The organism is Ramlibacter sp., from assembly GCF_035554825.1.
GTDB lineage: Bacteria > Pseudomonadota > Gammaproteobacteria > Burkholderiales > Burkholderiaceae_C > Ramlibacter.
Map to the genome: position 1 here is coordinate 1 of NZ_DATMHS010000020.1, position 24198 is coordinate 24198.

Annotated in this window: 20 protein-coding genes and 1 pseudogene; 14 read left to right on the forward strand and 7 right to left on the reverse strand. The window is 65.8% G+C overall.

The genetic code is table 11. From position 1 onward, the window contains the following. Window positions 1-437 (reverse strand): annotated as a pseudogene (locus tag VNT59_RS01695) (MCP four helix bundle domain-containing protein); the annotation flags it as partial. A 110-nt stretch (window positions 438-547) separates the two neighbouring features. Next, a complete protein-coding gene (locus VNT59_RS01700; RefSeq protein WP_325495999.1) occupies window positions 548-1195 on the reverse strand; it encodes a DedA family protein in 648 nt (215 codons plus the stop codon). Between the two features lie 59 nt (window positions 1196-1254). On the opposite strand from VNT59_RS01700, the gene mutL reads away from it, so the two are divergent. From mutL to VNT59_RS01740, 8 genes are all read left to right on the forward strand, one after another. Continuing rightward, window positions 1255-3060, forward strand: coding sequence for a DNA mismatch repair endonuclease MutL (gene mutL, locus VNT59_RS01705; RefSeq protein ID WP_325496001.1), 1806 nt, complete (start codon window positions 1255-1257; stop codon window positions 3058-3060). An 83-nt stretch (window positions 3061-3143) separates the two neighbouring features. Continuing rightward, window positions 3144-3983, forward strand: a complete 840-nt coding sequence (locus VNT59_RS01710) for an alpha/beta hydrolase (RefSeq protein WP_325496003.1) — start codon at window positions 3144-3146, stop codon at window positions 3981-3983. 88 nt (window positions 3984-4071) lie between these two features. Further along, on the forward strand, window positions 4072-6783 hold the full coding sequence (locus tag VNT59_RS01715; RefSeq protein WP_325496005.1) for an excinuclease ABC subunit UvrA: 2712 nt from the start codon (window positions 4072-4074) through the stop codon (window positions 6781-6783). 240 nt (window positions 6784-7023) lie between these two features. Continuing rightward, complete coding sequence (locus VNT59_RS01720; protein ID WP_325496007.1) at window positions 7024-7830, forward strand: hypothetical protein; 807 nt, start codon at window positions 7024-7026, stop codon at window positions 7828-7830. A gap of 143 nt (window positions 7831-7973) precedes the next feature. Beyond that, window positions 7974-8453: a hypothetical protein gene (locus VNT59_RS01725; protein ID WP_325496009.1), complete on the forward strand. Its 480-nt coding sequence runs from the start codon at window positions 7974-7976 to the stop codon at window positions 8451-8453. Window positions 8454-8553: 100 nt separating this feature from the next. Next, window positions 8554-9099 (forward strand): hypothetical protein, encoded by a 546-nt coding sequence (locus VNT59_RS01730; RefSeq protein ID WP_325496011.1) that lies wholly within the window; start codon window positions 8554-8556, stop codon window positions 9097-9099. 94 nt (window positions 9100-9193) lie between these two features. Continuing rightward, window positions 9194-9676 (forward strand): hypothetical protein, encoded by a 483-nt coding sequence (locus VNT59_RS01735; protein WP_325496013.1) that lies wholly within the window; start codon window positions 9194-9196, stop codon window positions 9674-9676. Window positions 9677-10436: 760 nt separating this feature from the next. Continuing rightward, a complete protein-coding gene (locus VNT59_RS01740) occupies window positions 10437-10916 on the forward strand; it encodes a toll/interleukin-1 receptor domain-containing protein (protein ID WP_325496015.1) in 480 nt (159 codons plus the stop codon). Window positions 10917-11314: 398 nt separating this feature from the next. Here VNT59_RS01740 and VNT59_RS01745 read toward each other — a convergent pair whose 3' ends face one another. Then, complete coding sequence (locus VNT59_RS01745) at window positions 11315-12331, reverse strand: IS110 family transposase (RefSeq protein WP_325496036.1); 1017 nt, start codon at window positions 12329-12331, stop codon at window positions 11315-11317. Window positions 12332-12545: 214 nt separating this feature from the next. Here VNT59_RS01745 and VNT59_RS01750 point away from each other — a divergent pair, with 214 nt between their 5' ends. The 5 genes from VNT59_RS01750 to VNT59_RS01770 all read left to right on the forward strand — a co-directional run bounded on the left by VNT59_RS01750 (window position 12546) and on the right by VNT59_RS01770 (window position 15406). Beyond that, window positions 12546-12887 carry a hypothetical protein gene (locus tag VNT59_RS01750; RefSeq protein WP_325496017.1) on the forward strand — a complete coding sequence of 114 codons (342 nt, stop codon included), beginning with the start codon at window positions 12546-12548 and terminating at the stop codon, window positions 12885-12887. Between the two features lie 99 nt (window positions 12888-12986). Further along, window positions 12987-13454 carry a hypothetical protein gene (locus VNT59_RS01755; RefSeq protein ID WP_325496019.1) on the forward strand — a complete coding sequence of 156 codons (468 nt, stop codon included), beginning with the start codon at window positions 12987-12989 and terminating at the stop codon, window positions 13452-13454. 483 nt (window positions 13455-13937) lie between these two features. Beyond that, window positions 13938-14495, forward strand: coding sequence for a tetratricopeptide repeat protein (locus VNT59_RS01760; protein WP_325496021.1), 558 nt, complete (start codon window positions 13938-13940; stop codon window positions 14493-14495). Window positions 14496-14582: 87 nt separating this feature from the next. Beyond that, window positions 14583-14900: a nicotinamide mononucleotide transporter gene (locus VNT59_RS01765; RefSeq protein WP_325496022.1), complete on the forward strand. Its 318-nt coding sequence runs from the start codon at window positions 14583-14585 to the stop codon at window positions 14898-14900. Then, complete coding sequence (locus VNT59_RS01770) at window positions 14897-15406, forward strand: cold shock domain-containing protein (protein WP_325496024.1); 510 nt, start codon at window positions 14897-14899, stop codon at window positions 15404-15406. Before VNT59_RS01765 ends, VNT59_RS01770 begins: the two co-directional genes overlap by 4 nt. 85 nt (window positions 15407-15491) lie before the next feature. On the opposite strand, the gene VNT59_RS01775 is transcribed toward VNT59_RS01770, so the two are convergent. Both VNT59_RS01775 and VNT59_RS01780 read right to left on the reverse strand, forming a co-directional pair. Then, window positions 15492-16109, reverse strand: a complete 618-nt coding sequence (locus tag VNT59_RS01775) for a TPR domain-containing protein (RefSeq protein ID WP_325496026.1) — start codon at window positions 16107-16109, stop codon at window positions 15492-15494. Between the two features lie 56 nt (window positions 16110-16165). Beyond that, window positions 16166-17881, reverse strand: a complete 1716-nt coding sequence (locus tag VNT59_RS01780) for an ammonia-forming cytochrome c nitrite reductase subunit c552 (RefSeq protein ID WP_325496028.1) — start codon at window positions 17879-17881, stop codon at window positions 16166-16168. A 798-nt stretch (window positions 17882-18679) separates the two neighbouring features. Between VNT59_RS01780 and VNT59_RS01785 the strand changes: the two genes are divergently transcribed. Then, a complete protein-coding gene (locus VNT59_RS01785; protein ID WP_325496030.1) occupies window positions 18680-20203 on the forward strand; it encodes a hypothetical protein in 1524 nt (507 codons plus the stop codon). Between the two features lie 211 nt (window positions 20204-20414). Here the strand turns inward: VNT59_RS01785 and VNT59_RS01790 are convergent, their stop codons facing one another. Then, window positions 20415-21443, reverse strand: a complete 1029-nt coding sequence (locus VNT59_RS01790) for a hypothetical protein (RefSeq protein ID WP_325496032.1) — start codon at window positions 21441-21443, stop codon at window positions 20415-20417. Window positions 21444-21706: 263 nt separating this feature from the next. Further along, window positions 21707-24028: an Ig-like domain-containing protein gene (locus VNT59_RS01795; RefSeq protein ID WP_325496034.1), complete on the reverse strand. Its 2322-nt coding sequence runs from the start codon at window positions 24026-24028 to the stop codon at window positions 21707-21709. Window positions 24029-24198: the final 170 nt, after the last annotated feature.

The following is a 24198-nucleotide window of genomic DNA, read 5'->3' on the forward strand; positions in this document are numbered from 1 at the left end:
TTCTCGTGGGCCCGCTTGAAGAGCGCCTCCTGTCCCTGCACGCGCTCGACCTCGGCCTGCACCGCAGCCGCCTCCTGCAACAGCACCAGGTTGCGGTGGCCGATCGCCGATTCCAGCACCGCGGTGCGCATGCCCGTGACCAGGTCGATCTGGGCGTTGTGCTCCTCGGAGACGTTGTGCAGATAGTCCTGGATCCCCGCCATGCGGGCGATGCCGAGCGTGGTGGAGGCCGCGAGAAAGACCAAGAGCGCGGCGAAGGCCGCGGCGAGACGGACGCCGATCCTGAGATTGCTGAGTTTCATGGTGTGTTCGAACATGCAGTGGCCGCCCTGATCGCTTGGGATGGTCTCCTCGCACCGCCGGTGGCGGTACTGCTGCTGTTCTCGCGTGACGCCATCGCAGGCTGCGTCCGGATGGCCGGGCGCGGTGCGAGACACGCTTTGTTACTGTTGAGTATGCGCCGCGATCGGCGCCGTCGGTTAGGGCGCCGGCGTGCTCGCGTTTAGGTATTCGCCTTAACCCGGAACGGCCGGCGCCGCGGGGCGATTCAGGCGCGCGCCGCCTTGGTCCGGCCCTTCCAGGCGCCCCACAGCACGACCAGGCCGGGGACCAGGATCATGGCCCAGATGATCTTGTCCAGGTGCGCCTTCACGAAGGGCACGCTGCCGAAGAAATAGCCGGCCGTCACGATGCCGCCGACCCACAGCGCGCCGCCCGTCACGTCGTAGAAACTGAACTTGCGGCGCGTCATCCGGGCCACGCCGGCCACGAACGGGGCGAAGGTGCGCAGGAACGGCATGAAGCGCGCGGCCACGATGGTGATGCCGCCGTACTGCTCGTAGAACGCGTGGGCCCGGTCGAACGCCTTGCGGTTGAAATAGCGCGAGTCTTCCCACTGGAACACCCGCGGGCCGAAGTAGCGGCCGATGGTGTAGTTGCTCTGGTTGCCCAGCACCGCCGCCGCCAGCAGCAGGCCGACCGACAGCGGATAGCTCATCAGGCCGACCCCGCACATCGCGCCGACCACGAACAGCAGCGAGTCGCCCGGCAGGAACGGCATCACGACCACGCCGGTTTCGACGAAGATGATCAGGAACAGCAAGGCGTAGACCCACGTTCCGTAGTTCGCCACGAATGTTTCGAGATGCTTGTCGACGTGCAGGATGAAGTCGACCAGAAAGCCAAGCAGTTCCATGGCGGCGGATTATCCCTGCCGCACGCCGCGGCCGGGGAAGCCATCTCTACAATGCCCTGGTGAACGCTCCCCTCACTGCGGCCCCGCGCCGACCGATCCGCGAACTGCCCGACGAACTGATCAGCCAGATCGCGGCCGGCGAGGTGGTGGAGCGGCCCGCGTCCGTGGTGCGCGAGCTGGTCGACAACGCGCTCGACGCCGGCGCGACCCAGGTCACGGTGCGGCTGCTGGCCGGCGGCGTGCGGCTGATCAGCGTGGAAGACGACGGCGCCGGCATCGCCCGGGAGGAACTGCCGCTGGCGCTGCGGCGCCACGCCACCAGCAAGATCGGCTCGCTGTCCGACCTCGAATCGGTGCGCACCATGGGCTTCCGGGGCGAGGCGCTGGCCGCGATCGCGTCGGTGGCCGAGCTGAGCGTGCTGGCGCGCACGGCCGGCCAGCCCAGCGCCTTCCTGCTGCACGCGGGCAGCGGCGAGCTGCGCCCGGCGGCCCGCGCCACCGGCACCACCGTCGAAGTCAAGGAGCTGTTCTTCAGCACCCCGGCGCGGCGCAAGTTCCTCAAGAGCGACGCCACCGAGCTGGCGCATTGCATCGACGCGGTGCGCCGCCACGCGCTGGCGCGGCCCGACGTCGGCTTCGCGATCTGGCACGAAGGCAAGCTGGTCGAGCAATGGCGTCCGGCGACCCACGACCAGCGCATCGCCGACGTGCTGGGGCGCGAGCTGCTGGAAGCCAGCGTCGCCGTCGACTACCGGGCCGGGCCGCTGCGGGTGTGGGGCCGGGCCGGCGTGCCGGACGCCGCCCGCTCGCGGGCCGACCAGCAGTTCGCCTACGTCAACGGCCGCTTCGTGCGCGACAAGGTGCTGGCGCACGCCGCCCGCAGCGCCTACGAGGACGTGCTGCACGGCCAGCGCCAGCCGGTGTATGCGATCTACCTGGAGATCGACCCCGCCCGGGTCGACGTCAACGTCCATCCGACCAAGATCGAGGTGCGCTTTCGCGACAGCCGCGAGGTGCACCAGGCGGTGCGTCACGCGCTCGAAAACGCCCTCGCCGCGCCGCGCGCCGGCGGCGCGTCCCCCGGCACCGGCGCGCTGACGGGCGAGCTGCGCGTGCAGGAGCCCGGCTGGCCCGGCGCCGCCTGGACGCAGCCGGCGATCAGCTTCGCGCCGGCGCCGGCGCGCGACTGGCAGGCCGACATGGCGGCGCTGTGGCAGCCGGCGCCCGCGCCGGCCGCCGCGGCGCCGGCGCCGGCCGAACCCTTGCCGGCGGGCGACTGGCCGCTGGGCCGCGCCATCGCGCAGGTCCACGGCGTCTACATCCTGGCCGAGAACCGCGAGGGCCTGGTCATCGTGGACATGCACGCCGCGCACGAGCGCATCGTCTACGAGCGCCTGAAGCGGCAGGTCGACCGGCAGCAAGGCGCGCTTGCCAGCCAGCCCCTGCTGCTGCCCGCCACCTTCGCGGCGACGCCGCAGGAGGTCGCCACCGCGGAAAGCTGCGGCGAGGCGATCGCCGCGCTCGGACTGGAGATCACCCCGTTCAGCGCCAAGACCCTGGCCGTGCGGGCCGTGCCGGGCACGCTGGCCCAGGGCGACGCGGTGGAACTGGCCCGGGCGGTGCTGGCGGAACTGGCGCAGCACGATGCCAGCACGGTGCTGCAGCGGGCGCGCGACGAGCTGCTGGCCACCATGGCCTGCCACGGCGCCGTGCGCGCCAACCGGCAGCTCACGCTCGAGGAAATGAACGCGCTGCTGCGCCAGATGGAAGCCACCGAGCGCTCCGACCAGTGCAACCACGGCCGTCCAACCTGGCGCCAGCTCACCATGCGCGAGCTCGACGCGCTGTTCCTGCGCGGACGCTGACGGCGCGTCCGATGCCCGGCGTCGCCCGGGCTGCCCCAGCCCGCGCCGGCCGAACTTTTCCGGGCCCGGCCACTCATTCGCTCATGAAGCGCTGGACCCTCGTTGCCGCCGTCACCACCGCGGTCGCCGTCACCCTGGGCTGCTCGACGCTGGCCGAGCGCGAGCGGGCCTGGATCTTCCAGCCGAGCGACCGGGCCTGGGGCAGCACCGCCGACCTGGCGCGCGGCATGCAGGACACCTGGATCGCCTTCGACTCGAAAGTGACCGGCGCGCCGGCCCGGCTGCACGGGCTGTGGCTGCCGGCCGAGCAGGCGCAGGGCGCGCCGGTGCTGCTGTACCTGCACGGGGCGCGCTGGAACGTGGAAGGTTCGGCGCCGCGCATCCGCCGCATGCAGGAACTCGGCTTCTCGGTGCTGGCGATCGACTATCGCGGCTTCGGCAAGAGCACGCCGGGGCTGCCGTCGGAGGACATGGCCTACGAGGACGCGCGGGCCGCCTGGGACTGGCTCGCCAGCCGCTACCCCGACCGGCAGCGCTACATCTTCGGCCATTCGCTGGGCGGCGCCGTGGCGATCGACCTGGCGTCCAAGGTCGGCGACGAGCGCGGCACCATCGTCGAAGGCACCTTCACCTCGATCCCCGACGTGGCGAGCACCATGAAGTGGGGCTGGCTGCCGATCGGGCCGCTGATCTCGCAGCGCTTCGAGTCGGTCCGCAAGGTGGCCAAGGTCGGCTCGCCGCTGCTCGTGGTGCACGGCGCGGACGACAACCTGATCAAGAGCGAGCTGGGGCGCAAGCTGTACGAGGCGGCGCAGGGCCGCAAGCGCTTCCTGCTGGTGGAAGGCGGCTCGCACCACAGCACCATGGCGGTGGGCCTGGGCCGCTATCGCGACACGCTGCGCGAGTTCTTCCAGCTGCACTGAACCGGCCGCCCCCCGGCACCCGTCCTCCTACAGCCACAGCCTCGCGCGTCCGACGGCTGGCGCCAAGCGCGGCCGCTAAGGTGGCCCGATGGGCAAGGAGCGCAAGCCACACGAAGCGCCGGCCGGCGGCGCCGCGGCGCCGTCGCACCCGGATGCGGCCGACTGCGTGCGCGTGCGCGGCGCGCGCGAGCACAACCTGAAGGACGTCGACGTCGACATCCCGCGCGGCGCGCTGGTGGTGTTCAGCGGTGTCTCGGGCTCGGGCAAGTCGTCGCTGGCCTTCGGCACCATCTACGCCGAGGCGCAGCGCCGCTACCTCGAATCGGTGTCGCCCTACGCGCGGCGGCTGATCGACCAGGCCGGCGTGCCCGACGTCGACTCCATCGAAGGCCTGCCGCCGGCGGTGGCGCTGCAGCAGGCGCGCGGCACGCCCAGCGTGCGTTCGTCGGTGGGCAGCGTCACCACCATCTCCAGCCTGCTGCGCATGCTGTACTCGCGCGCCGGCAGCTATCCGCCGCAGCAGCCCATGCTGTACGCGGAGGACTTCTCGCCCAACACGCCGCAAGGCGCCTGCCCGCGCTGCCACGGCCAGGGCCGCATCTACGACGCCACCGAGGCGTCGATGGTGCCCGACCCCGGCCTCACCATCCGCGAGCGCGCCATCGCCGCCTGGCCGCCGGCCTGGCACGGGCAGAACCTGCGCGACATCCTGGTGACGCTGGGCTACGACGTCGACAAGCCCTGGCGCGAGCTGCCGAAGAAGGACCGCGACTGGATCCTCTACACCGGCGAGACGCCGACGGTGCCGGTGTATGCCGGCTTCACGCCGAAGGAGACCCGGGCCGCGCTGCGCGCGAAGATGGAGCCGAGCTACATGGGCACCTTCACCAGCGCGCGCGACTACGTGCTGAACACCTTCGCCAACAGCCAGAGCGCGCTGATGAAAAAGCGCGTGTCGCAGTACATCGTCAGCACGCCCTGCCCCGCGTGCCAGGGCAAGCGGCTCAAGCCCGAGGCGCTGTCGGTGCGCTTTGCCGGCCGCGACATCGGCGAGCTGTCGCAGCTGCCGCTGGCCGACGTCGCGGAACTGCTGCGGCCCGCCGCCGAAGGGCGGCTGCAGGACGACACGGGCGACCGGGCGACGCTCAGCCGCGATGCAGCCAAGCGCGCGGTGCACCAGCGCGTGGCGCATGGCGGCTCGGCGCACGCGGCCGCGCCGGACGTGCGGCGCACGCCCAATCTCTCCGCGGAAAAGCGCATCGCCGCCCAGCGCCTGGCGAGCGACCTGCTGGCGCGGCTGAAGACGCTGATCGACCTCGGCCTGGGCTACCTCTCGCTGGATCGCAGCACGCCCACGCTGTCGCCCGGCGAGCTGCAGCGGCTGCGGCTGGCCACCGCGCTGGGCTCGCACCTGTTCGGCGTGATCTACGTGCTGGACGAACCCTCGGCCGGCCTGCACCCGGCCGACGGCGAGGCGCTGCTGGCCGCGCTGCAGCGGCTGAAGGCTTCCGGCAACAGCGTGTTCCTGGTCGAGCACGACGTGGCGATGATGCGGCGCGCCGACTGGCTGGTGGACGTCGGGCCGGACGCCGGCGAGCTTGGCGGCCGCATCCTGTACAGCGGCCCGCCCGCTGGGCTGGCGCAGGTCGCGCCCTCGCAGACGCGCCGGCACCTGTTCGGGCAGGCGCCCCCGCCGCAACGCGCGGCGCGCGAGCCGGCCGGCTGGCTGCGGCTGCAAGGCATCACGCGCAACAACCTGCAGGGGCTCGATGCGGGCTTTCCGCTCGGCTGCTTCACGTCAGTGACCGGCGTCTCGGGATCGGGCAAGTCGAGCCTGGTGAGCCAGGCGCTGCTGGAACTGATGTCGGCGCACCTGGGGCAGCAGCAGCCCGAGGCAGCCGAGGACGAAGCCGACCTGCTGGAAGAACAGGTGCGCACCACCAGCGGCCGGCTGGCCGGCGACCTGCACGCCATCCGCCGGCTGGTGCAGGTGGACCAGAAGCCGATCGGGCGCACGCCGCGCTCGAATCTCGCCACCTACACCGGCCTCTTCGACGCCGTGCGCAAGCTGTTCGCCGCCACCCCGGCCGCGCGCAAACGCCGCTACGACGCCGGCCGGTTCTCGTTCAACGTGGCCAAGGGCCGCTGCGCCACCTGCGAAGGCGAAGGCTTCGTGATGGTGGAACTGCTCTTCATGCCCAGCGTGTACGCGCCCTGCCCCGACTGCCACGGCGCGCGCTACAACGCGCAGACGCTGGAGATCACCTGGAACGGCAGGAGCATCGCCGACGTGCTGGGCATGACCGTGAGCGAGGCGGGCGACTTCTTCGCCGCCGAACCCGCCGTCGCCCGCCCGCTGCAGGTGCTGCAGGACATCGGCCTGGGCTACCTGCGCCTGGGCCAGCCCGCCACCGAACTCTCGGGCGGCGAGGCGCAGCGGATCAAGCTCGCCACCGAACTGCAGCGCGCCCACCGCGGCGACACGCTGTACGTGCTGGACGAACCCACCACCGGTCTGCATCCATCCGACGTCGACCGCCTGCTGGCGCAGCTGCAGCGGCTGGTCGACGAAGGCAACACCGTGATCGTCGTCGAGCACGAGATGCGCGTGGTCGCGCAAAGCGACTGGGTGGTCGACATCGGACCCGGGGCCGGGCGCGACGGCGGGAGGATCGTGGCGGAGGGGCGGCCTGAGGCAGTGGCGAAGGCCGAGCGGAGCCGGACGGCGGGGTATTTGGCGGAGGCGATGGGCCGCGGGGGCGGAGGAACGAACGCGGAGCCCGCGGCGAGGCGGCGCTGATTGGGATCGCCGCCGCCGGCGCAGGGGAAGCCCCTTCCCTTTTGCTCGACAGTTGATCAACATACGCAGTTGCGAGTTCGCGCGGCGGGATAACAACCACTCAGCCCGGAATGCGCGGCCGACAGTTGGCAGATCAACGGCTTGCGAGGGGAACTTCACCTTGATTACCGATGTTATCCAGCGGTGTTATTCCGCATCCTGCGGGGGTACAACAAAGTTAGACATTCCAATCACCTTATCGTGCGTACCCTAAAAGCAATTCTTATCCTGGTGGTTTCGTTCGTCGTAGTAGGCGTGGCCGCACAGGTCCGTGCTCCAGCTCAAGAAACTGCTCGAAGTGACGCGCAGCAGACTGCCACGTCGGAGACGTCTGCACTAGTAGCCGCCCAACAGCAGGTCCGATTGCTCGAGGCGCAGCTTACGTCGATGCGCGAATATCATTCATCGCTGCTCGACACCGTGTACTGGGCGCTTGGTGGCGTCTTCGTGGTCACGGGCTTGCTTCTTGGATTTGGATGGTTTGCCAATTTCAAGGTGTATGAAAGGGATAAGGATGCCCTTCGTAGCGAACTGGAAGCCAAGGTGGAAGCGGCAGTAAAGGAGCTTGCTGCTGGAGCGGCGAAAGATCTCGCGGCGCTGCAGCAGGCAGTGAAGGAGCAAGCGGACTCCTCCAAGCAAGCTCTGGAGAGCTCGTTGAAGGGACTTAGTGCCGAATCAGTGAAGCCGCTCTCCGCTTCAATCTCAGGGCTTGATCGCCGGCTGTTTCAGCTCGAGTTGCTGAGGCTCAAGGAAAAGATGAAGGCGAACCCCAGCGACAATATGGCGCTGACGGACGCACTGGGACTTCTCGAGCTTTGCCACAGGCGCGAGGAAGACGAATTGCCCGACATCCTGCACTTCATTCTTAAGAAGATCGATGCTGGTGGCCGCTTCACAGCGGCCGAGATCACTCGGGTAAACGCGGTCCTTGACAAGCTGCCGGCCCATTACAAAGCGTTGAGCGACAGGGTTCGAGCAAAGCTCGTAGCATCAGATCTCTTTGGCTAGCGAGCTCCGAGAATGCCTAACTGGTCGGTCGACTCGGACACGTTGCGGCAAGGCGCCGCGAGGCGCCGCTGCGTATCCTGCACCTTGCGGCGCCTTGCCGCAACGTGCCGGTCACCTTCACGTTAGCTCTCAAGGAGGGGCACATGGATATCAGCGCGATCACGGGCGCATACCAAGGCCTGAACGCCGCGAAGGAAATTCTTGGCGTCGTGTTCGATGCCAAGGTGGACGCTGAAGCCAAGCCCAAGATTCTCGAGGCGATGGAAAAGCTGGGTAAAGCGCAAGATACGTTGTTCGAGCTCCGAGAAGAACTCTTCAACCTCCAGGACGCTAATAAGAACCTCAAGGAGGAACTCGCAGAGGCAAAGGGGTGGCAGACGCGCGCCGACCAGTACGAGCTAGCTCAGGCTGCGGGCAGCGCCGTCGTCTTCAAGTTCAAGGGCGAGCCGGCCCATTTTGCGTGCCCGAGTTGCTTCAATAAGAAGGAGATCCACATCCTTCAAGACAATCGCACGTTGAGTGGCAAGTACAGGTGCACCGGTTGCGGGGCCGAGTACCCGATTAAGCCGCACAAACCCATGGCACCACTTCCTCCGCCAGTTGGCAGCTCTTGGATGGCCTGATGAGAGCTAACAGGTCCGTCAACGCGGACGCCCACGTGCGTCCGCGCCTTCGGCGCTCCAATTTCGTGGTCGCCGGTTACGTCCGACGTTAAATCTCATCATGAGAGCACCGGATATCGAACTCACCGAACGCGAGGTGGAACTCTTGGCCCAGGTCAAGTTCCGTTCCACGCGGCACGATGAACTTCGTGCGTCCATCATGCCAATGGTGGCTCTTTCCGAATCACTGTTCAAGCGCGGCGCGATTCCAGAAGTCCGCCTCTTGTACTTCACCGATCCCGAGCGTAATCCAGGCGGGCGCGGAAAGTCGCGCCAGCAGATCTTTGAGAAGAACGGAACTTCCGGCGCGGAGATTCTTGCCCATCCCCACTTCATGAAGTACCTCGAATACTTCGTCTACGGCCCCGACCTTCCTGCGGCGGTCATCGCGAAATTCAAGGAAGCAGCCTCGTTCTCCGGGTATCTTACCGGCGGCGACGTCAATGATCTTGTTCCTGAAGCAAGGGCAGCGGTTCGGGCGGCCGGACTCAATCCTCACGACGCCGCAGACGAATTTCATAAGCTGGCGCTTGAATGTGGTGCAGTTCCATCCAGCGCGGAGAGCATCCGGAAGCTCGTTCGCGCTGTTCAAGTGGGAAGCAGATGAGACTTAACATGTCAATCGACGCGGACGCCCAAGTGCGTCCGCGCGCTTCGCGCGCACCTTGCCTTGGCCGCCGGTCATCTTCACGTTAGCCGCTATGTCCCGGGTGCGCCTTTCTAGCTACGACGTTCCTAAGCTGCTTGCATTGCACAGCGCAGTGCTAGACGAACTCCGTGCCAGGAGCGTCGTTCGGTCACGAAACAACCCGACCGGTGACTATGCAGAGTGGCTGGTCACGCAAAAGCTTGGGCTGAAGCTGGTCGCGAACTCATTCAAGGGCTACGACGCGACGGATCGGCGCGGTCGCACATACCAGATAAAGGGTCGTCGAGCCGCACGGGGACAGACGGCGCCTTTGTTGGGAACCATCCGGAATTACGAGGCAGGAGACTTCGACTTCCTCATCGCAGTCGTTTTTGAACCGAACTGGGAAGTGCGTTGTGCTGCGAAGATCGCACACGGTGATCTCCGTGAATTCTTGAAATTCAGAGAGCACGTGAACGGCCATAACATGCGGTTCTCGCCATCCATCTTCCAGGACCCGAGGGTGAAGGACATTTCAAATGAGCTGCGCGGCTAACAAGGCAGTCGAGACGGACGCCCAAGGGCGTGCGCGCCCTTCGTGCGCTCGATTTCCTGGGCGCCGCTCACTTCTACGTTAGGCTTCACAGTTCGCACCACATGGCAGTCAATAGGCAACTTGTTCCGGATCGTGCCTGCGGTAATTGCACCGCCTGTTGCGTCACGCTTCGTATCGAGGAAGTGAGTCTGCGGAAGCCGGCGGAAATCCAGTGCATTCACCTCACCCCCGCTAGTGGCTGTGGCATCTATGCCAACAGACCATCAGTCTGCAGAAATTGGCACTGCGGCTGGAGGTACATGCAACAACTTGGAGATGAGTGGCGCCCCGACCTGTCGAACGTACTAATCAGATTTAAACAAGACGCTACGGGCGGCCTGATACTTCAACCGCTAGCCAATCCAAACGGTGATCTGACCGCTCTGCCTGTAATGGAACTCGTTGGCGGTTGCATCGCGAACTCAGTCCCAATCTACATCTCTGTTCCGACGAAGCCAGGCTACTGCCACGCTCTTGTAGAGCTGAATGGGCATCTGGCAAGAGCAGTAGAAGCGCGGAACTTGCGCGACGCGCAGGTTAAGCTGGCTGAGGTAGTCGCGGCTGGTATGCAGGCCACCACGGATCCCGCTTGAGGCAATAGCACGATGACACGATGACGCCTACGCCTAACCCTTCCATCGAGCGGACAACTTCCAGCGGGCTTCGTCCGCCGGAAGCCGCCGCTCATGTCAAACGTTAGACGCCGCTACCATTGCCAGCCATGTTCAAAGTCTTTGTCAGCTACTCCACTCACGACCTGAAGAACGTCACGGAACTCCAGCAGTCCTTAGCCGGCACAGGGGTCGACGTGTTTGTCGCGGAGCACTCCGTTGCAGCAAGCGAAACACTTTCCGAGAAGATTTCTTCCGCTATCGCAGGATGCGATCTGTTCGTGCTGCTCTGGAGCGCGAACGCCAAGTCTTCCGACTGGGTATCCCAGGAGATCGGGAAGGCGCACTCGCTCGGAAAGACCATCCTTCCCCTGTTATTGGACGAAGGTCTCACCCTTCCCGGCTTCATAAGCGGACTGAAGTACATCCCTGTGTTTGCGAACCCCCAGGCCGCAATGGCGCAGGCTCAGGACCTGGTTCTTAAACAGTTCCAGGCGAAGCAGGCCGCGCTTCGACAGAAGGAGCAAGAAGAGTCCCGCAACCTGCTTGTTCTCGGCGGCCTAGTTCTGTGGTTGTTCAGCCAAAAGTGAAGCGCGACGCGTCGGCGTCTAACAGGTCGTTCGACGCGAACGCACAACTGCGTCCGCGCCTTCAGCGCTCCTGGTCCTTATGCGCCGGTCAACCCGACTACAAGGGCTTCCCCGTCTGTCAAGCAAGTAGTTCTCCCTGCCCTTCGAACGGCATTCGGGATCGAACAAACAAACGTTCAGTGCAGGCTTGGAAGCGAAGGATGCGGACAGCGAAACTTCAAACGGTCATCAATGCAGCGGTTCAGTGCTGCGGACCCTGATGAAAGACGCACGCGGGGGCCTCAATCGTTAGCCGAAGACCAACCGGCTTCCATGAGATGAACAGGCTCTCCCCGCGCAGGTCCAACCTTCACACCATCAACGCTTGCACGTCACGCGGCGGAACGGGCGCCGGCGGCTCACGCCGGCAGCTTGAAATTCTCTCCTCGGTGCAGCACCGCCCAACACATGCGGGCGTTCTTCGCCGCGATGGCGACGATCGCCTTCCAGTAGCCAACGCGCGCCGCCAGCTGCACGGCCCAGCGGCTGACCGGATCGGTCTTGTCCGTGGCGGTCTGCAGCACCGAGCGCGCGCCCAGGATCAGGAGCATGCGCAGGTACGGATCGCCGGCCTTGGTGATGCGGCCCAGGCGCTGCTTGCCACCCGAGCTGTATTGGCCCGGCACCAAGCCGAGCCATGCCGAGAGCTGACGGCCACACTTGAACTCCTGGCCGCGGCCGATCATGGCGACCAGCGCCGTGGCGGTCGTTGCGCCCACGCCGGGCAGTTGCATCAGCTGGCGCGCCGGTGCACTGTCCTTGGCGATCTGCTCGATGTGGCGGTCATACTGCGCGACGCGCTCGTCGAGCCGATGGACTTCGCTCAGGAGATCGCCGATCACGGTGTTCGCCCAGCCTGGCAGGTCCTCGAGCTGTCGCATCGCCTGACGGCGCACGGTCGCTGCCTTCAGCGGCAGCACGATGCCGAACTCCGAGAGCAGACCGCGGATGCGATTGATGGTGGCCGTGCGCTGCTGCACGAAACCTTGCCGAGCTCGGTGCACGAGCAGTTCCGACTGCTGCTGCACGCTCTTGGGCGGCACGAAGCGCATAGAGGGACGTGTGACAGCTTCGCAGATCGCAGCGGCATCGGCGGCGTCGTTCTTGCCTTTCTTGCCGGACAGCCGGTACGGCGCCACGAACTTGGGCGCCATCAGGCGCACGGTGTGGCCGTGGGCCTGGAACAAGCGGGCCCAGTGGTGCGCACCAGAGCACGCTTCCATCCCGACCAGGCAGGGCGGCAGCGATGCGACGAGCTCCGGCAGCCGGCTGCGCGGCACGTTCGGGCGTACCAGCACCGCCTTGCCCGTGGCGTCCACGCCATGCAGGGCAAACACGTTCTTGGCGAGATCGATTCCCAGAGTGACAATTGCCATGGACTTCCCCTTTCGGGCGCGTTGATGAGACTTCGACAATCCCATCGTGGCACTTTGATGCCGGTCACCGCAAATGCGCGGTCGCCTCGGGACGGGGAAGTCCCTTTCATTCGTTAGGGCTCAGATGCCAGCCATACGTAGCGCGCTGATCGCTCTCGCCCTGGTGGCTTGCAGCGCCTCTTGGGCGGGAGGTACCCTTCACGAAAGAGAGTTCATGCCGCTGTTGGACCAGAAGCCCCAGGTCAAGGAATTCATCCTTCAGAACTTCGATCTCCCGAATGGCGCGTGGGCAGAGGTCCGAATTGGCTCTCACTTCAAGCATCTTGGTGGCAAACGGCTGGGGCCCTACACGGTGCAAGTCCGCCCGAAGGGAACTCACGAAATCAGTCCTGTTGTTCTTACCCTCTGCACGACCTATCAGTTTCTCGATCGGAACGGAGCAAGCGTAGACCTGGACGTTGCCGGTCGCGCGGACGTCGTCGATGTCAGAGAAAAGCTTGTGAGCGTACAACTGAGGGAGGCCCGCGAGATGGATACCAGGCCCGCGTGTCCATGAGCCCTAACAAGTCCTTCGACACGGACGCACAAGTGCATCCGTGCGCGTTGCACACGCGCTTCTCGTGCGCCGGTCAAGTCGGACGTTAGACATCACGAAATGCCCGCTCCGGACACACGAGACTATTTCGCGGAACTCTACGTTGCCGGTCTTTTCGGGGACGCGGGTTGGGCGGTGTACTTTCCGAAGCGAGATGTGGGCTTCGACTTCATCGCGCCGAAGTCGGTTGGCGGCGAAGTGCTGCTTCGCCCAGTCCAGGTCAAGGGTCTCTATCCCACGTCCGCGAAAACGGACAAGACCACTTTCGGCTACAAGGGTGAGCTCACCGCCGAACATCCTCTAATGGTGCTGGCTTTGCCATACTTCCATTTGGAAAATCCCCATGCGCCGGAGACGATCGCCTACATGCCATACAACAGCTTCAAGAGTCCGATCGGTGGTGGAGTAAGGTGCGTGCCGGCCTGCTTCGAGAGTGGCCACACCAAACCACGTCGCGACTTCAAGAAGTACTTTGATCGAGAAGGACTGAAGCAGGTTGAACAGCCCTCGTGGGGCAGTGATGTCTGACAGGTTGCTCGACGCGGACGCACAAGTGCGTCCGGCCGCGCGCCGGCCTCATTTCTTGTGCGCCGGTCAGCGCCGACGTTAGGCAGCATGACATGAAGCCCTGGGCCCAGATCCTGCCTGACAAGTCGCGGGCTCCCGCGCACTCAGAGGAGCATGCGAATCTGTTCCCCGAGGGATTCGACCCGCGTGCAGAACCCGGGGTCTACTCGTCGCAGCACGGTGGCTTCAAGAAAGAACCGTCAGCCGACGAACTGTTGATTCGCTCCCAGCGTTGGATTCGAGTGGCTTACTCTGTTCGAGCTCTACGCATTCTGCTGGGCCTAGCCGGCTTGTTCGTTGCGCTCTACCTGTCCACGTGCACATGAGTAGATTGAACGCCCCGCTGCGGCCTAACAAGTCCTTCGACAGGGACGCACAGGTGCGTCCGTTCGCGTTGCGCACGCGCTTCCCGTGCGCCGGTCAACTCATTCGCTAGGAGTCTTCATGCTCGCGCCCGTGCGAATCCTGCTTGCTGTCATCGCGGTGCTATTCACACATCCTGCGGCCGCGCAGGATGTGAAGCACCACGCGAAGGGTGCCGTGGAATTGGGCTGGAGTTACTTCAACAAAGGCGACACTGAGACCGCTCTTAAACGGTTCAACCAAGCGCTCATCCTCGATCCAAATTTCGCGCCCGCGTACTTTGGCATCGCCTACGTTTACAGCGTTCAGAACAAGCTCGACCTTGCAATCCAAAACTACCGCAAGAGCATCGAGAAAGACCCCACCTTTTCGCACTCCTACAGCAACTTGGGTTTGGCTCTTCTCTATTCTGGCAACCCCAAGGAGGCGCTTCAACACCTAAAGAAGGCGCTCGACATTGACCCCAAGAACGGCGATGCTCACGTCAATATCGCGCTGTACTACTTCGACGCAGGAGACTATTCGTCGTCTTGGAAGCATATTCACTCGGCGCAAGCCTATAAGGCCAACGTGAAGCCGAATTTTCTTCGCGATCTGAAAGCAAAGTTACCTGAGCCGCCAAGAGGTACCGGTGGCTAAGACCCCTAACCCTGCGGTCAACACGGACCTTGCGCGAAAAGCCGCGCAATGCCAGTTACCGTCACGGTAGAGCGCAGGGAGACCACGTTGACGAACTACCTGGGTCTGGATTGGCTGGCAATGTGCCTCACGTTCGCGGCCATCTACCTGTTGGGCAACAAGAGTCGGTATGGCTTCGTCGTCATGATTCTGGGCAATCTTTGCTGGGCATCCATCGGCCTGTGGGCGCACAGCTACGCGATGGTGCTGGCAAATCTCGGCTTCTTCGGCATGAATGTGCGAGGTTACCTGAAGTGGTCACCTTCAAAGGAGGTTGTTGCACGACGGCCTCCCTGCGCCCTGTGTGCGCCGGTCAAGTCCAACGTTAACCCTCTGCGAACCGCATGCGCTACCAAGGCCGAGTGAGTGAATGGAAGGACGACCGAGGCTTCGGCTTCATCACGCCGAACGGAGGCGGACCCAAAGTCTTTGTCCACATTTCCTCCTTCACCGACCGAAGCGGACGGCCGGAGCTTGGCAGGCTCGTCACTTACGAACTTGGCACCGACGAGAAAGGCCGGCCGCAGGCCAGGGCGACCGACTTCGTCCCTGATCCAAGGCGCCGGCCGCAGCGGCAGCGCAGCTTCCTGCCGTCAGTCATCGCCACCGCGCTCGTTCTGGCCTCGGTCGCCACCGTGGCCTATGTCCGCCTGTCGAATCCTGGCAGCACCGTGCCGGCAAGTATTTACAAGCTGGTCTTCGCCCGCGACACGCTGCGTCAGAACCCCGGCTTCGCATGCGAGCCTGCCAAGTCTTCCTGCGCCCGCATGACTTCCTGTGCCGAGGCGTTCTTTCATCAGGAGCGCTGCGGCGTGGCGGGCATGGACGGCGATCGCGACGGAATACCGTGTGAGGCGCAGTGGTGCAACTGAGCTGTCACCGATCCTGAGCTGCGTCGCGGTGCCGTCACCGCCCCGGTCAAGCCGGCGTCGGCCGGTCCGCGCCTGACCTTGTGAATCAGCGCGATCGAAGCGACAGCTTGGCGCGCTGTTCGGCGCCGCCGATGGCCGACGACAGTGCCGCGTGACGCGGGTTGCCGGCCGGAATCTGCGGCAGCAGGCGTTTCCAGTAGACCGCTGCCTGCGCGAAATCGCGCGCCTCCCAGGCTGCGCTGCCCGCCAGGTCGAGCGCCTGGGGCTGGCTGCCGTCCAGCGCCAGTGCCTTCTCGAGCAGTTGCCGCGGCTGGCCGGCCAGCGACCCGCCCTGCATCATGGCCCGTGCCTCCGCGTATTCGACCCAGACGCCGGCGTCCAAAGCAACCTTCGCCTGCCGCGCCAGGGCGCGCTCGAAGCCGCCGGCCGCCAGTTCGTACCGTTGCGCGCGCATGTCCAGGCGCGCCTTGAGCGTCAGCGCCCGTTCGTCGTCGGGCTGCTGCCGCAGCTGCCGCTGCAGTTGCGCATACAAGTGCGCATCGGGGTCCGAGGCCGCCGCCTCGGCCTGCCGCAGCACCTGCTCCGCCAGCTGCGGCGACGCGTCCGCAGCGACAGCGCGATCCGCGCGGAATGCGAGGAGCCCCGCTGCGACCAGCCCCACCGCGCCGGCCGAGATCGACACCATCATCAATCGTGATTTCACCTGACAACTCCTGCGACAGAGGCACCGGCGCCGCCAGGGCGCCGGTGGCCCGTGCGCTACTTGCTCACCGCCGCCGGCGCGGCGACGTTGGCCACGACCGGCACCGTCGCCGGCGCGGCTGCCTGCCGCGCGGCGCCGCGCTTGGCCATCGCGTCATCGAGCAGCTTGACGGCAGCTTGCGAGATGCCCATCCCCTTGTTGATCGATTCCTCGAACATCTGCGGGTTGTGGAAGTGGGCGCCGTTGGCGGCCGACCACCACTCCCAGTGGATGTGCGCTTCCGAGTGCTTGGCGCGCGCCTCGTTCAGCACCGCCGCGTCCACGCCCATGTTCTGCGCCGCCTCGAACTTGTCGACCAGCCGCGTCAGCCAGAACTCGGCCTTGCGCATCTTGCCCGTCCACTTGTTCTTCAGCGAATCGATCGTGTAGACCGCCTGCTTCTCGGTCCAGGTCTTGTGGCAGCCAAGGCAGGTCTCCTTGACGTAGTGGCGCGGCGAGGTCTGCCAGTGCGAGGTGAAGGTCTTGCCGGTCTTCGCATCCTTCACCTTGGGCATGTGGCAGGACGCGCACTCGGCGCCCGCCTTCTGGTGCGTGCTGTTGTAGAACACCTCCACGTCCGGGTGCTGACCCTTCCACAGCGTCGCGCCGGTGACGGCGTGCTTGAAGTCGCCGAACTTCAGGTCCTTGTAGTGCTGGCCGATGTCGTTGACGGCCTTCAGCGGGAAGTGGTTGGTCCGCTGGTCGTCCATCCCGATCGGCTTGCCCGTCACCGGATCGAAGCCGGGGTTGCAGTTGTACTCGACGTGGCACTGCGCGCACTGCAGCTTGGTGTCGTAGCGGCTGAGCGTGGCGATCTTGCGAACGAAGCCGCGCTCGCCCAGTTCCTTGACGTCGATCTTCGCGCCCTTCGGATCCTTGTGCCACAAGGTGTCCTTCTCCGGCCGCGTGAGCGCCTGGATCAGGCCGTCGCGGATCACCCGCGGCCCGGCGCCGTGCGGATCGTGGCAGAAGACGCAGTTGAGCGAGTGGTTGGTGTCCTTGACGAATTCGTTGACCTTCGACAGCCGGCTCCATTTGGCGCCCGGCTGCGGGTCGCCCATGTACGCCCAGTCCAGGATGTGGTCCGCCGTCTTGCACGACATGCAGACCGGATTGGCCGCGGCGGCCGTTCCCGGCTTGAAGGTCTTGTGCGGCTCGCCCGGATAGTCGTCCTTCAGGACGTCCCACAGCTTGAAGTTGCCGCCGTTGCGGGCGAGCCCCTCCTTGCCCTGCTTGTCGGAGAACCGGCCGCCGAACGAACGGTCCACGGTGAGCTGGTCGTACAGCGCGAACGCATGCGAGCGCGGCTCGTTGTGCTCGCGCGTGAAACCGTGCGGCATCAGCAGCTTGTCCAGCGCCCCGCCCGAGGCGACGGCTTTTTCCTTGTGCGCCGTCTTGTCGGTATTCATGGTGTACATGGTGCGGTACTGGTTCTGATGGCAGCTGCCGCAGGTCGCCGGGTCGGTGCTGGTCGTGGGGCGGCCCTTGCCGGCCCGCCTGTGCGCATCCAGGCCGGTATGGCACGAGTTGCAGCCCACCGTCTTGTGATCACCCTTCTCGTGGAAGCCCTGGATCGCTTCGTGGCACTCGTAGCAGTCCTTGGCGTTGAAAGTCGTCTTGGCTCCTGCGCCGCCCGCGTTCGCGGGGGCGGCGTGCGCGAATCCCGCGAGCGCAAGAACCCCCAGAAGTCCGATGAGCGCCCGCCTGGCGCGCCCCGTCAGTGATGGAAGCATCCTGTTCCCCTCATGTGATGGGTTGGCATTGTGGCAGCGGGGATGCGAATGCAGCGGCCATTTGAACAACGGTTGATCGCGCTCAATCTATCGCGCGAACACACGTTGTCGAAAAATGCGTCACTTCAAGAGTCGCAAATAAGCCTGCATGAAAACTTGCAACCGAGATACGACAATTGACGCTCATCAAACAGTGCGGCCCTTGGATTGACCACAATCGCCGCACGGAGAAGGGGTAGCGGTTCGGCACACAGGAATGCACGGCGAGTTCGCTGCGCACAGCTGCACGAACGAAGTCATATGACGCGGATCAGCGGCGTCGCAAGTAGTAATCACGTCGGCGCCGGCAAGCACGATCTGGATGGTGAGGTGCCCGCGGCCACGCAGCATCGGATCTGTGCTTCAACGCAGGCTGGTTTTGCGAAACACCAAGACCGCCGCGAGCTGGCGGTTGCCTGCCTTACGGCACGCTCTATCGCCAAACCCCAGCCTGACTTTCCACGGCGCCAGCGACGACGGGCGCCTTCCGGATGTGATCGAGAACGCCCAAGGCGCGCCCGCAGCCGATGCGCAGCGCGCACGTCCGACGGGACGGCGTTCTCTCCTGTTGCTGGCGCATCGACACGGCAACCACTCTCTTCCACATTTGGTCATTCATAGGAAAAGGAGCTATCGACACCACTCCCACGCAGCACGACTTCATTCGGGGCGACGCCCCGACTGCAGCCGCAGCAGTTTTCTCTCGATCGACGAAAAGGGTATTCAGTGAAATTTCTTGGCAAACATAAACGGGTTCTCATGGCGGCTGCTGCGCTGCCTGTCGCGCTAGGCTTGGGAACGTGGTTGACGGGTTGCGGCGGAGCCGAGGCGCAGGCCGTCGCGCCCGCCGTGGTCCCCGTTGCGCCAGTCGTTGACATTGCCGCGACGCAAGGCACCGGCCCGGAGGATCAGATCCTGTTTTCGGGCGGCGGACCGGCCACCCGGATTTGGCTGATCGACAGCAAATACGACAAGATCGTTGCGGCCATCGACGCCGATGGCACCGATGGCCGCAACGTCCCGGTGCTCAAGACGCCACATCAGTACACCTATCCCGAGCTTCACGACAACCACACCGCGGTCACCAACCTGGCCATGGACAAGATCTATGGCACGGTCTGGGGAAGCTACGACGAGCCGGCGTACGCCATCGAGTACGACCCCAAGACCTTGCAGGAGACGCGCCGCGCGCCCGCAGGCAGGGGTGCGCACCACTCCGCGATGTCGCCGGACGACAAGTACCTGTATGTCGCCAACCAGTACGAGAAGTTTCTCTCCGTGATCGACGTGGCGACCTTCACGAAAGTGAAGGACATCGATCTGGGCGCGATGAACGTCTATCCGTCCAAGACAAGCTACTTCTGGAAGACGGACGCGAATGGCGTATCGAAGAGGATCCCGATTCCCACCAAGTACATCTTCGTCACCGTCACGGGTGAACCGCCGGTGAACAACTTCACGCCGGCGCCGTCCACGGTGGCGCCGACCAATGCCGTGGCGGTGATCGACATCGCGACGAACACGGTCGTCAAGAAGATACCCATCGGTCAGAGCATCCACTCCGTCAACCTGACCACGGACGGCAAGGAAGCCTGGGTGAGCGGGAAGACGGTGACCGTCATTGACACGGACACGTTGACGATCAAGGGGACCATACCGTATCCCTCGACGCACCAGAATTTCAGCCCCGACGGCAAGTACGGCTACCTGACCAGCAACGGTTCCTTGATGAAGATCGACAGGATGACGTGGGCGGCGGTGTGGAAGGCGAGCGACGGCGGAAGCGCCCACGTCCAGGTCAGCAACGACGGTTCGCGGATCTACACGCAGGGAACGAACACGGCACGCTATCCGTATCTGCTGGGTGGCCGGCCCGTTGCCGGGATTCAGGTCTTCAGTGCGGCCGACGGCCGGCTCATCACCGAAATTCCGTTCAATAACGGCACCCATGAAATGGAGATCATGCCCAAGAGCTCACTCGGCCTGGCACCGGTCCCGACCGCGCCGCCGCCCGCTCCGGCTGCTTCCAGTCCGGCTCCGGCGGCCTCCAGCCCGGCTCCGGTGGCTTCCAGCCCGGCTCCGACGATCGACGGCGCCGCGTTGTACGCGTCCTCCTGCTCCGGCTGCCATGGACCCCTCGCATCGTCCGCCGTGCGCGGTCAGAGCGCGGCCACGATCCAGGGCGCCATCAACGCCAAGACCGGCGGTATGGGTTCCCTGTCGTGGTTGACGTCGGCGCAGGTCTCGGCGATTGCGACGGCCCTCATCCCACAAATGCAATGAGAAGTCGCGGATCTCGACTGACGACTCAGGTTCACCCTCTGCCGTTCTGAACGGCCACCCCCGAGAGAACGCCGCCAATGGACAACTGGCGGCGTTCTTTCTTTCGCCGGCCGCTTTGCCGATTTGGCACCACTGGCGGCCGGCGGGCCCATAGTGCCGCCTACGCATGGCAGCTTCCCGCTGCTTCCGCATGCGGCCAGTCGCGCTCACGCTATCGCGAGCAGCAGAACACCTTGAATCGCGCCGGCGTGCCGACCACGTTGCTGGAGACCTGCGTCCCGTATCCGCCAGTCGTGCCCAGCCGCGCGGACGCCGACACGCTGATGCGCGGGTCGTTGGGCGTGACCTCCATCTCGATCACCTGGCCTCGCTTCACCTGCAGCGGGAAGGAGGCGTCGCCGATGATCGTGTCGGCCTGGCCGCCGATCGCGGCGCCGGTCGCCGGGTCCGTGATCGAGAACCTGTAGGTGAAGGTGGCGTCCGGCGGATAGGCAATGTTGTGCACCTCCGCCCGGACGTACAGCTGGACATCGACGCTGCTGTCCGAAGCCGGCCTCGGGCCGCAGCAGTCCATGGTGACGAACGGCAGCAGCAGGCTCGAGGACCCGGCGGCGTTCTGCACGCTGTTCGACTCGGCGAACGCGCCCCCGCCGCCTTCGATGCGGGCCTTGACGCGGGTGCCCGTCGGCAAGGGCAGACTCGGGTTGGTGACGAGCATGAGCATGTCGCCGTCGGCCGAGGGGAACGAGCCGCTGAACGAAGCCTGCGAGGTCGATGCCAGTTGGTCGGCGTAGCCGGTCGGCGAGGTGCGGCTGGCCAGCGCGGTGATCGGCGCGGAGGCCTCGTAGCTGAGCTGCGCCGACGTGCTCCCGTAGTCCGAGAACGCGCCGAAGTCCACGTCCTTGTGGACGCAAGGCACGATCTGCTTGGTGTACGCGAATCCGGTCGCGTCGGTCACGCCGATGCGGACCTGCAGCGTGCAGGCGGCCGCCTCGGCCGGCTGGCCGAGGTCGAACAGGTACTGGGGGCGGCCCGTCGCATCGGTGGAATTCGGGGCAGTCAGGACCACCGGTGCCGCCTGGCCGAGCTGGACCTCGACCCGCGCCACCGAATTGGCGCTGATGCCCGATTGCCCCGGCAGCGCCTGCAGCGTGAGCGTGGCCGGTGCGGGCGGCCTGGTCGAATCGAAGCGGTAACCCCGCCAGCTGGCCGCATAGCGGATCCACGCTGGGCCCGCCACCGGGCCGTTGTCACCGGTCGGTGAAGTCGGACCGGAACCCCCGCCGCCGCACGAGGCGACCGTCACCGCGACAAACAAGCCAACGAGCCAGCCGATGATTTTCTTCCGCATGCGTCCACCCGTTCAAGGATGCAACGATTCTAGGGTGGCGCGCAGATCGGCTGCGGGCGACGGCCAGACGCAGATCCTTCGCATGGCGCATGCTCGGGATCTGCTGGTACGCGGTTCGGTTCAGCTCGTGACGTCCGGCTGGGCCCCCCGCGTCAAAGCGCGAGGACCCCCTGGCTGCCGACGCCGACCAGCGTCGCTTCGACACCCGTCGCTGCGGTAAAGCTGTAGTCGCTCTCGCCGGCGTAGGCATTGCCGGCCAGGTCCTCGATCGCGTCCGGGCCGACGATCAGCCGGTAGGTGGTGCCCGGCTGCAGGTCGGCGGCCGGATCGATCAGGATCCGGTCGCCGAAGAACTGGATGCCCGGATCGGTGCCGACATGGAATGTCTGCACCAGCTGGCCGGCGGCCGTCTGCAGCGTGATCGTTCCGGCGCCGGCCTGCACGGCCTCGCTGAACGTGATCCCCGGGCTCCAGTCGGGCGGCAGCGTGTGGCTGCCCGGCGCCGGGAAGAAGTCCACGGCCCGCGGCGCCGCGGTGTCCCCCGAGGGAGGCGGCGCGCCGGCGGTGGTGAAGCCGTAGTCGCTCTCGCCGGCGTAGGCATTGCCGGCCAGGTCCTCGATCGCGTCCGGGCCGACGATCAGCCGGTAGCTGGTGCCGGGCTGCAGGTCGGCGGCCGGATCGATCAGGATCCGGTCGCCGAAGAACTGGACGCCCGGATCGGTGGCGACATGGAAGGCCTGCACCAGCTGGCCGGCGGCCGTCTGCAACGTGATCGTTCCGGCGCCCGCCTGCACGGCCTCGCTGAAGGTGATCCCCGGGCTCCAGTCGGGCGGCAGCGTGTGGCTGCCCGGCGCCGGGAAGAAGTCCACGGCCCGCGGCGCCGTGGTGTCCCCCGAGGGAGGCGGCGCGCCGGCGGTGGTGAAGCTGTAGCCGCTCTCGCCGGCATAGGCATTGCCGGCCAGGTCCTCGATCGCATCCGGGCCGACGATCAGCCGGTAGCTGGTGCCCGGCTGCAGGTCGGCGGCCGGATCGATCAGGATCCGATCGCCGAAGAACTGGATACCCGGATCGGTGGCGACATGGAAGGTCTGCACCAGCTGGCCGGCGGCCGTCTGCAACGTGATCGTTCCGGCGCCCGCCTGCACGGCCTCGCTGAAAGTGATTCCCGGGCTCCAGTCGGGCGGCAGCGTGTGGCTGCCCGGCGCCGGGAAGAAGTCGACCGCCACGGGCGCAACGGAGTCGCCGGGCACTTCCGGCAGGCCGCTCGCATCGAAGCTTTGCGTGTAGATGCCGGCCCCGCTGCCGTCCTGTCCCGCGGACACCCATGCGAGCACGTACCCACCGTCTTCCAACGCCGAGATCGTGGGTTGCGACTGCGACCCCGCGGTGGTGGTGTTCGCGAGCGTTTCGCCGCCGACCCTGGTCCCGCTGCCGTCGAAGCGCTGCGTGTAGATGCCCAGGCCGCTCCCGTCCTGCCCATCCGATTCCCAGGCCACGACCCAGCCGCCATCGGCGAGCGCGGTGACGACCGGCTGCGTCTGCGAACCGGCCGTGGTGCTGTTCACGAGCACCTCGCCGCCGATGCGCGCGCCGGCGCTGTCGAAGCGCTGCGCGTAGATCCCGGTGCTCGATGCAGTCTCGGCGTTCCCGCTGCCGAGATAGCCCAGGGCCTGCCACGTCAGCACGTACCCGCCGTCGCTCAGTCCGGCGACGTCGGGCGCGAAGGGATCGTTCAGGTGGAAGAATTCGACGCCCACCGGGCCGCCGACCGCGACGCCGGCGCTGTCGAATCGCTGCAGCTGGAAACCGGTTCCCCCGCCATACCAGCCTCCGCCACCCGAGAACGACCAGGCCACGAGGTAGCCGCCGTCCTTCAGGCCGGCGACGGCGTCGACGGCGCCGAACGAACTGAGCGTGGAGACCAGCGTTTCGGTGCCGACGGCGTTGCCGGTGCCGTCGAAGCGCTGGACGAGGATGTCGCGACCGCCTTCGAGCAGCGGGTTGACGGTCACCCAGGCGACCGCATAGCCGCCATCGTGCAATGCCGCGACCTTCGCAAGCTGCTGGCTGTCCGCGGTCGTGGCATTGACCAGCGCCTGGCTCCCGGCAGGCGCGCCGGTTGCGTCGAACCGCTGCATGAAGATGTCGGAGACGCTGGCGCCCGCGACGGCGGACTGCCACGTCACCACGTAGCCGCCAGCGTTCAACGCCGTGACCGCCGGCATGGACTGGTCATCCGCGGTGTTGGTGTTGATGCGTGTCTGGCTGCCCACGGCGACGCCCTGGCCGTCGAAGCGCTGGCCGTAGACGCCGCTGCCGCTCTCGTCCGCCGAGGCCCAGGTCACCACGTATCCGCCGTCGGACAGCCCGGTGATGGATGGGGTGACCTGGTCGCCCGAGGTCGTGGTGTTGACGCGCTGTTCTCTGAGGGCGGATGCGGCCGCGCCACTGCGCGCGCCAGCGATGGTGCTCATGGGTCGGTTCCTCCGGAACGTCGGCGAGGGCCAACGTTCAGCGAAACCTAGTGACCGGCGCAGTGCATGCCACTACGGCCCTGTAAGCGGCGCTGCAATCGGGTCTCGCGCGATGTTCCGGGCCTTCTTGAGGTGCCGCCGGGTCATTACATACAATACAATGCTGCCGC

Coding starts and splice junctions, on each gene's coding strand:
- VNT59_RS01735 (WP_325496013.1), top strand. CDS start 9,194: ATGTCCCGGGTGCGCCTTTCTAGCTACGACGTTCCTAAGCTGCTTGCA.
- VNT59_RS01715 (WP_325496005.1), top strand. CDS start 4,072: ATGGGCAAGGAGCGCAAGCCACACGAAGCGCCGGCCGGCGGCGCCGCG.
- VNT59_RS01785 (WP_325496030.1), top strand. CDS start 18,680: ATGGCGGCTGCTGCGCTGCCTGTCGCGCTAGGCTTGGGAACGTGGTTG.
- VNT59_RS01740 (WP_325496015.1), top strand. CDS start 10,437: ATGTTCAAAGTCTTTGTCAGCTACTCCACTCACGACCTGAAGAACGTC.
- VNT59_RS01730 (WP_325496011.1), top strand. CDS start 8,554: ATGAGAGCACCGGATATCGAACTCACCGAACGCGAGGTGGAACTCTTG.
- VNT59_RS01795 (WP_325496034.1), bottom strand. CDS start 24,028: ATGAGCACCATCGCTGGCGCGCGCAGTGGCGCGGCCGCATCCGCCCTC.
- VNT59_RS01700 (WP_325495999.1), bottom strand. CDS start 1,195: ATGGAACTGCTTGGCTTTCTGGTCGACTTCATCCTGCACGTCGACAAG.
- VNT59_RS01710 (WP_325496003.1), top strand. CDS start 3,144: ATGAAGCGCTGGACCCTCGTTGCCGCCGTCACCACCGCGGTCGCCGTC.
- VNT59_RS01745 (WP_325496036.1), bottom strand. CDS start 12,331: ATGGCAATTGTCACTCTGGGAATCGATCTCGCCAAGAACGTGTTTGCC.
- VNT59_RS01725 (WP_325496009.1), top strand. CDS start 7,974: ATGGATATCAGCGCGATCACGGGCGCATACCAAGGCCTGAACGCCGCG.
- VNT59_RS01750 (WP_325496017.1), top strand. CDS start 12,546: ATGCCGCTGTTGGACCAGAAGCCCCAGGTCAAGGAATTCATCCTTCAG.
- VNT59_RS01780 (WP_325496028.1), bottom strand. CDS start 17,881: ATGCTTCCATCACTGACGGGGCGCGCCAGGCGGGCGCTCATCGGACTT.
- VNT59_RS01755 (WP_325496019.1), top strand. CDS start 12,987: ATGCCCGCTCCGGACACACGAGACTATTTCGCGGAACTCTACGTTGCC.
- VNT59_RS01760 (WP_325496021.1), top strand. CDS start 13,938: ATGCTCGCGCCCGTGCGAATCCTGCTTGCTGTCATCGCGGTGCTATTC.